Annotated in this window: 4 protein-coding genes and 1 pseudogene; all 5 read right to left on the bottom strand. The window is 75.1% G+C overall.

Features of this window, described 5'->3' with window-relative positions; translation table 11 throughout:
- Window positions 1–256: sirohydrochlorin chelatase (locus V7793_RS32440; RefSeq protein WP_336013284.1), on the bottom strand; the 256-nt coding region annotated here is incomplete at its 3' end.
- 3 nt (window positions 257–259) lie between these two features.
- Window positions 260–1,573 (bottom strand): nitrate/nitrite transporter, encoded by a 1,314-nt coding sequence (locus tag V7793_RS32435; protein ID WP_336013285.1) that lies wholly within the window; start codon window positions 1,571–1,573, stop codon window positions 260–262.
- A gap of 141 nt (window positions 1,574–1,714) precedes the next feature.
- Window positions 1,715–2,047: pseudogene (gene nirD / locus V7793_RS32430) on the bottom strand (nitrite reductase small subunit NirD); the annotation flags it as partial.
- On the bottom strand, window positions 2,044–4,650 hold the full coding sequence (nirB, locus tag V7793_RS32425) for a nitrite reductase large subunit NirB (protein WP_336013283.1): 2,607 nt from the start codon (window positions 4,648–4,650) through the stop codon (window positions 2,044–2,046). The pseudogene nirD and the gene nirB, both read right to left, overlap by 4 nt.
- Window positions 4,650–5,557, bottom strand: a 908-nt coding sequence (locus V7793_RS32420) for an FAD-dependent oxidoreductase (protein WP_336013282.1), incomplete at its 5' end; no start/stop codon positions are given. The genes V7793_RS32420 and nirB, both read right to left, overlap by 1 nt.

The following is a 5,557-nucleotide window of genomic DNA, read 5'->3' as shown; positions in this document are numbered from 1 at the left end:
GGACGTCGGAGCGCAGGTGGTAACCGGTGCCGAGGAGCAGCGGTACGAGCACGGCCGCGCCGTCGAGCCCGGCCAGGACCGACTCCAGCGACGGCGACGCGAGGCCGAGGTGGCCGGCCCGGACGTCGAGCCCGGGCCGCAGCTCCCGCACGCGCCGCACCAGCGCCTCGGTCACGGCGACCCCGGCCGGACTGCGGGTGCCGTGGGCGACGGCGACGAGGGCGGGAGCTTCCGCGAGCGGTCGGAGCGTGGCCACCCCTCACACCCCTTCCAGCCGGTTCCGGCCCGGCCGGAGGTAGACCGCCCACGTGAGCGCCGCGCACAGGGCGTACGTGGCCAGGAAGGCCAGGTACGCCGCGTCGCCGTTGTGCGTGCCCAGGAAGGACTGGCGGAAGGCGAGGTTGACCAGGACGCCGCCGAAGGCGCCCACCGCGCCGGCGACCCCGATCAGCGCCGAGGCGCGGCGGCGTGAGGCCCGTTCGGCGTCGTCCGGGTCCGCGCCGGCCGCGACCGCGGTCCGCGCCTGCGCGCGGAAGATCGCCGGGATCATCTTGTAGGTCGAGCCGTTGCCGATGCCGCTGAAGACGAACAGCGCCACGAACCCGGTGACGAACAGCGGCAGGGAGCCCTGCCGCGACGCCGCCAGGACGGTCACGGCGCCCGCGGCCATCGCCCCGTAGTTCCACAGCGTCACCCGCGCCCCGCCCCAGCGGTCGGCGAGCATCCCGCCGTACGGGCGCACCAGTGAGCCGAGCAGCGGGCCGAGGAACGTCAGGCCCGCGGCCGCGACCGGCGTGGCGAAGTCCTCCTGGAACTGCACCTGCAGCACCTGTCCGAAGGCGAAGCCGAAGCCGATGAAGGAGCCGAACGTGCCGACGTAGAGCACGGACATGACCCAGGTGTGCGGCTCCCGGCAGATCTCCCGCAGGGCGCGCCGGTCGTTGCGCACGGCGGTGAGGTTGTCCATGCGCAGCGCGGACCCGAGGGCCGCGAGGGCGATCAGCGGGATGTAGATCAGCGGCAGCAGGCGCGGGTGGCCGCTGCCCGCGGTGGCCAGCACCAGCAGGCCGAGGAGCTGGACGGCGGGGACGCCGAGGTTGCCGCCGCCGGCGTTGATCCCGAGGGCCCGGCCCTTGAGGCGCTGCGGGTAGAAGGCGTTGATGTTGGCCATGGAGGAGGCGAAGTTGCCGCCGCCGACCCCGGCGACGCAGGCGACGGCGAGCAGGGTCCCGTAGGAGACGCCGGGTTCGAGGACGATGCCGGCCAGCACGGTCGGGACGAGCAGGAGGAGGGCGCTGAACACCGTCCAGTTGCGGCCGCCGAAGCGGGCCACGGCGACGGTGTACGGGAGCCGCAGCACGGCGCCGAGCGCCGTCGGCAGGGCGGTGAGCAGGAATTTCCCGGCGGGGTCGATGCCGTACTCGGGCCCGAGGAAGAGGACCAGGACGGACCACAGGCTCCATACGGAGAAGCCGATGTGCTCGGAGAGCACGGAGAAGATCAGGTTGCGGCGGGCGACGCGGGCGCCCGTCTCCTTCCAGAAGACGGGGTCCTCGGGGCGCCAGTCGGCGATGTCGTGGGGGCGGGGCGCGGGGGGTGGTGGTGGCGGTGGCTGCGCTTCGGCGGGCGCCTCCGCGGTCCCCGGCGCGTGCGCTTCCGGCACCGTCCCCGCCGGCCCCGCGGGGGTCGTCGCCCCCGGGCCCTCCCCCCGCCGCACCGGCCACACCCGCACCGTCGCCTCGCTGCCGTCCGGTGCGAGCGACTCGTCCAGGCAGGTGCCCGTCCGCAGGTCGAAGGCCTGCTTGTACATGGGCGAGGCCACCACGGGCACGCCGTCCCGGCTGCCGAGGATGCCGCGCGAGAGGACGTAGGCGCCGCTGAAGGGGTCGCGGTTGCCGACGGCGTACACCTCCCCGGCCCGGTCACGGAAGACCGCCACCTGCTGGTCGCCCAGCAGGACGGCGACGCCGCGCCCGGGTACGAGCGCCTCCCAGTCGCACACGGGCTGCCAGCCCGTTCCGTCGTGGATCTCCACGGTCGTCGTCATCGTGCGCGCACCTCCAGGCGGGCTCCGGCGATCACCGGCGTCGTACGGGCCTGCTCGCGCTCGGGTGCACGCTCGTGCTCACGCGCGTGCTCGTGCGGCAGGGCGGGACGGATCTGGCCCCGTTCGGGGACGAAGCGGACGGTCGGGTCGGGGGTGCCGGGGGCGTTGGCGAAGGAGGCGAAGCGGCGCAGCCGTTCGGGGTCGGCGAGGGTGGCGGCCCACTCGTCCTCGTACGTCTCGATGTGGCGGCCCATCAGCTCGTCCAGGTCGGCGCAGATGCCGAGGGCGTCGTCCATGACGACGGCGCGCAGGTGGTCGAGGCCGCCTTCGAGGCGTTCGAGCCAGGGGGCGGTGCGCTCCAGCCGGTCGGCGGTGCGGATGTAGAACATCAGGAAGCGGTCGATCGTGCGGATCAGGGTGGGGCGGTCGAGGCCTGAGGCGAGCAGGTCGGCGTGGCGCGGGGTCGCGCCGCCGTTGCCGCCGACGTAGAGGTTCCAGCCGTCGGAGGTGGCGATGACGCCGAAGTCCTTGCTCTGCGCCTCGGCGCACTCGCGGGCGCAGCCGGAGACCGCGGACTTCAGCTTGTGCGGGGCGCGCAGCCCGCGGTAGCGCAGCTCCAGTTCGATGGCGAGGCCGACGGAGTCCTGCACGCCGTAGCGGCACCAGGTCTCCCCCACGCAGGACTTCACGGTGCGCAGGGCCTTGCCGTAGGCGTGCCCGGATTCGAAGCCGGCGTCGACGAGCCGCCGCCAGATCTCCGGGAGCTGGTCGACGCTCGCGCCGAAGAGGTCGATCCGCTGCCCGCCGGTGATCTTCGTGTAGAGGCCGAAGTCGCGGGCGATCTCGCCGATGACGATGAGGCCCTCGGGGGTGATCTCGCCGCCGGGGACGCGCGGGACGACGGAGTAGGAGCCGTTGCGCTGCAGGTTGGCCAGGAAGTGGTCGTTAGTGTCCTGGAGGGCGGCCTGTTCGCCGTCGAGGATGTGCCCGTTGCCGAGGCTGGCGAGGATCGAGCCGACGACGGGCTTGCAGACGTCGCAGCCCTCGCCGGACCGCCGCGGGTCGGTGCCGTGTTCGTCGACGAGCCGCGAGAAGCTGTCGATGCCCTTGACGCGGATGATCTCGTACAGCTCGGCGCGGGTGCGGTCGAAGTGCTCGCACAGGCCGCGGGCGACCTCGGCGCCGGTCGCGGCGAGCTCGTCGTTGACGATGGTGCCGAGCATCTTGATGCAGCTGCCGCAGCCCGTACCGGCCCTGGTGCACTTCTTGACGTCGGGCACGCTCGTGCAGCCCGTGTCCCGCACCGCCTCCCTGACCGCGCCCTTGGTGACGTGGTGGCAGGAGCACACGACCGCTTCGTCGGGCAGGGCGACCGGCCCGGCGGGCGCCCCGGCGGAGGCGGGCAGGACGAGCTGCTCGGGCGGGGCGGGCAGCGGCGTGCCGCTGGCGGCGAGGGGGCGCAGCAGGCCGTACGCCTCCGCGTCGCCGACCAGGACGCCGCCGAGGAGCGCGCCGTCGGCGCCGATCACCAGCTTCTTGTACACGCCGTCGCGGCTGCTGGAGTACAGCACGTCGAGGGCGCCCGGGGTGGTGCCGTGCGCGTCGCCGAAGCTCGCGACCTCGACGCCGAGGAGCTTGAGCTTGGTGGAGGTGTCGGCGCCGGTGAAGGTGCCCTCGCCGCCGGAGAGGTGGCGCGCGGCGGTCTCGGCCATGGCGTAGCCGGGCGCGACGAGCCCGTACACGCGGCCGTCGGAGGCGAGCGCGCACTCGCCGATGGCGAGGACGGCCGGGTCGGCCGTGCGGCAGTGGTCGTCGACGACGATGCCGCCGCGCTCGCCGACGGGCAGGCCGCAGGCGCGGGCCAGTTCGTCGCGCGGGCGCACCCCGGCGGAGAAGATCACCAGGTCGGCGGCGAGCGCGGTGCCGTCGGAGAGGGTGAGACCGCGGGTCCGGCCGTCGTCGTCCGTGTCGACCTGCTGGGCGCCGGCGCCGGTGTGCACGGCGACGCCGAGCTCCTCGATCTTCCGGCGCAGGACGGCGCCGCCGCCGTCGTCCACCTGGAGCGCCATCAGCCGGGGCGCGAACTCGACGACGTGCGTCTCCAGCCCCATGGCCTGCAGCGCGCCCGCGGCCTCCAGGCCGAGGAGCCCGCCGCCGATGACCGCGCCGCTCCGGGCCGTGCGGGCGCCCTCCCGGATGGCCTCCAGGTCCTCGATGGTGCGGTAGACGTGGCAGCCCGGGGCGTCGTGGCCGGGGACGGGCGGCACGAAGGGGTACGAGCCGGTGGCCAGCACCAGGGCGTCGTAGGGGAAGGTGCGGCCGGAGGCGGTGGTGACGGTCCGCGCGGCCCGGTCGACGGCGGTGGCCGGGTCGCCGAGCCGCAGGTCGATGCCGTGCTCCGCCACGAACCCCGGGCTGCACAGGGAGAGTTCCTCGGCGGAGGTGCCGGAGAACCAGGAGGTCAGGTGGACGCGGTCGTACGCGGGCCGGGGCTCCTCGGCCAGGACGGTCACCTGCCACTCCGGGGTGCGCTCGGTCAGGGCTTCCAGGAAGCGCTGGCCGACCATGCCGTGGCCGATCAGGACCAGGTGTTTCACCGTCATCAGGAGGCTCCTCGGGCCGTGGGCAGGGGCGGGTGCGGGTGCGGGGGCGGTGGCGTGGACAGCTGCGCGGGTGGTGCCGTGAGCAGGTGGAGGGGGTCGCCGGGCACGGGCTCGTCCCGCTCGTAGGCGCGGACCAGGGCGCCGGCCGCCGCCGGGTCGCCGAGGAGGATGCCGCCGACGATCCGGTCGCCGCGCAGCAGGAGCTTCTTGTACGAGCCGCGGGTCGCGTCGGCCAGCCGCAGGACGTCGACCCCGGGGGTCTCCGGCCCGGGCGCCTCGGGTCCGGTCTCGCCGAACGCCGCGTACGCCAGGGGCCCGGCCGTCAGCCGGGTGTACGGGCGCGAGCCCGGGTAGGCGGCGTCCGGTGCGGCGCCGGAGAGCCGGGCGGCCAGCACGTCGGCCTGGTCCCAGGCGGCGCCGGCCGTGCCGTGCACGGTGCCGCGGTGCTCGGCGCAGTCGCCGATCGCGTAGGCGTCCGGTGCGCAGGAGAGCCGGTCATCGACGACGACCCCGGTGCGGACGGGGAGCCCGGCGGCGCGGGCGAGCGCGGTGCGGGGCACGACGCCGCAGGCGGCGACGACGAGGCCGGCGTCCAGCAGGCGGCCGTCGGAGAGCCGGACGGCGGTGACGGGGCGCGGGGTGCGGACGGTGGGAGCGGTGGAGGCAGTGGGGGTGGTGGAGGCGGTGGGGGCGGTGGGAGACGGGCGGCCCGTACGTCCCGTGGCGGCCGCTCGGGCCGCCTGCGCCACGGCCTCCGGGAGGGACGTCAGCACCTCCTCCGCCACGCTGTCCGTGAGGACTTCGACGCCCAGCTCCGTCAGGCCCCGGCGCAGGATCCCGCCCGCCGGGCCGTCCAGGTCGCGTTCGACGAGGTGGCCGGCCCGGTGGACGAGCGTCACCGGCAGGC

The sequence above is a fragment of the Streptomyces sp. KLMMK genome, assembly GCF_036961605.1.
Classification (GTDB): domain Bacteria; phylum Actinomycetota; class Actinomycetes; order Streptomycetales; family Streptomycetaceae; genus Streptomyces; species Streptomyces telluris.
The sequence above is the reverse complement of the archived record's forward strand: the minus strand, read 5'-3'. Positions and strand labels throughout refer to the sequence as shown.